Here is a 2,110-nt window from a genome sequence, read left to right as displayed (position 1 = left end):
CGCGGGAGGGGCGCGGCGACACGGGCCCGCGCCTCTCGACGAACGCCCTCGGTCCCGGCATGAAGGGCGGATGACGCCCGCCTCCCTCGACATCGATGCGCTCCGAACCCGGCTGCTCGCCGGCGACCGGGCCGCGCTCGCCCGCGCGATCACGCTCGCCGAATCGAAGCGGGCCGACCACCGGGCGCTGGCGCGGGACCTGATCGACGCGGTGCTGCCGCAGACCGGCCAAGCGATCCGCGTCGGCATCACCGGCGTGCCCGGCGTCGGCAAGTCGACGACGATCGACGCGCTGGGTGCCAACCTCACGGCCGCCGGCCACAAGGTGGCGGTGCTGGCGGTCGACCCGTCCTCGACGCGCACCGGCGGCTCGATCCTCGGCGACAAGACCCGGATGGCGCGTCTCGCGCTGGATCCCAACGCCTTCATCCGGCCCTCGCCCTCGTCGGGCACGCTCGGCGGCGTCGCCGCCAAGACCCGCGAGACCATGCTGCTCTGCGAGGCGGCCGGCTTCGACGTGATCCTGGTGGAGACGGTGGGCGTCGGCCAGTCCGAGACCGCGGTGGCGGACCTGACCGACTTCTTCCTCGTGCTGATGCTGCCCGGCGCCGGCGACGAGCTTCAGGGCATCAAGAAGGGCATCCTCGAACTCGCCGACATGATCGCGGTCAACAAGGCCGACGACGGCGAGGCCGAGCGGCGGGCGAACGCCGCAGCCGGCGAGTACCGCGCCGCGCTCCACATCCTCACCCCGGCCTCCGCCACCTGGACGCCGCCCGTGGTCACCATCTCGGGCTTCCACAACCTGCGCCTCGACGCGATGTGGGACCGGGTCGTCGACCATCGCCAGAAGCTCACTGCCACCGGCGAGATCGCGAAGAAGCGCCGGGAGCAGGATGTGAAGTGGATGTGGGCCCTCGTTCACGAACGCCTGCACCAGCGCCTCGTCGGCACGTCGGAGGTGCGCAAGGCGACCGCCGAGGCGGAAGGCCGCGTGGCGAAGGGCGAAGCCTCTCCGGCTGCGGGCGCCGCAATCATCGCCGAGCTGATCGGGCTTTGAGCCCAACAGCTTTGAGCGAAGCGCCGGTTCTCCTGATCACCGGGTTCGGCCCGTTTCCCGGCATGCCGCGCAACCCGAGCGCGGCGCTCGCCCGCCGTCTCGAACGGTCGAGCCGCCTCAGGCTCGCCCTCGCCCTCGGCCGCGCTCTGCGGGTGCGGGTGCTGGACACCACCTACGACGCGGTCGGCACGCAGCTGGTCCCGGAGCTGACGCAGGCACCCGCGGCGGTGCTGATGCTCGGCGTCGCCTCGCGGGCCAAGCGCATCCGCGTGGAGGCGCGGGCCTGCAACCGGGCGAGCCGGTTCTACCCGGATGCGTCGGGGCGCCCGTCCGCCAGCCTCACCCTCGATCCGGCCGGGCCGGCGGCGCGTCATGCCGTCGTCGCGCCCCAGGCCCTGGCGATCCTGCGCCGTCACGGGCTGGCGGTGGTCGGCTCGCGCGACGCCGGGCGTTACCTGTGCAACGCTAGCTACTTCCGCGCCCTGGCCGAGCCGTGCCCGGTGCTGTTCGTCCACATCCCCCCGGTGTCCTCGGTGAAGCGGCCCCGCGACGCGGTGCGCTCGCGGCGCGGCCGTCTCGATCCCGCGGCGCAGGCGCAGGCGTTGACCGAGGTGGCGCTGTTCCTCTGTGTTCGAGGACGGGCGGCCGCGCGGACGCGCTGATGCCGCCCGACACAGGCATATGCATCCACCGCGTCGCTCACCCCAGATCCTGCAGGTGGCGCGCGGCGATCACCGAGGCGGCGGTGCGGTTCTCGACGCCGAGCTTGGCGTAGATGCCCTCCAGGTGCTTCGTCACCGTACGCGGGCTCAAGCCTAAGATCTCGCCGATGTCGCGGCTCGACTTGCCACGCGAGAGCCAGAGCAGCACCTCCGCCTCGCGGCCGGTGACGCGGAGCCGGTCGCGCAGGCGTTCGAGGCCGGCGGCGGTGTCGTCGCGCGAGAGCCGGAGCAGGATCTCCTCGCCGGTCCGGCCGATGAAGCTGAGCACGTGGGCGCGGCCCTCGCGGTCGCGCAGACTCAAGGGGGCCGCCGCGCCGCCCTCCAGGGC

Annotated in this window: 3 protein-coding genes; 2 read left to right on the top strand and 1 reads right to left on the bottom strand. The window is 73.2% G+C overall.

Features of this window, described 5'->3' with window-relative positions:
• The first annotated feature begins 70 nt into the window (after positions 1–70).
• Positions 71–1,060, top strand: coding sequence for a methylmalonyl Co-A mutase-associated GTPase MeaB (meaB, locus tag FV222_RS24110; RefSeq protein ID WP_147754263.1), 990 nt, complete (start codon positions 71–73; stop codon positions 1,058–1,060).
• A gap of 11 nt (positions 1,061–1,071) precedes the next feature.
• Entirely contained in the window at positions 1,072–1,722 is a 651-nt protein-coding gene (locus FV222_RS24105) for a peptidase C15 (RefSeq protein WP_246685633.1), read from the top strand.
• A gap of 37 nt (positions 1,723–1,759) precedes the next feature.
• On the opposite strand, the gene FV222_RS24100 is transcribed toward FV222_RS24105, so the two are convergent.
• The coding region (locus tag FV222_RS24100) for a helix-turn-helix transcriptional regulator (RefSeq protein WP_147815830.1) at positions 1,760–2,110 on the bottom strand (351 nt) is incomplete at its 5' end.

Source organism: Methylobacterium sp. WL103 (genome assembly GCF_008039885.1).
Lineage (GTDB): Bacteria > Pseudomonadota > Alphaproteobacteria > Rhizobiales > Beijerinckiaceae > Methylobacterium > Methylobacterium cerastii.
This window is presented reverse-complemented; position numbering and strand designations above follow the sequence as displayed.

What these genes read in the sequence shown, in the direction of transcription:
- meaB (WP_147754263.1), top strand. Translation starts at nt 71, where the DNA reads ATGACGCCCGCCTCCCTCGACATCGATGCGCTCCGAACCCGGCTGCTC.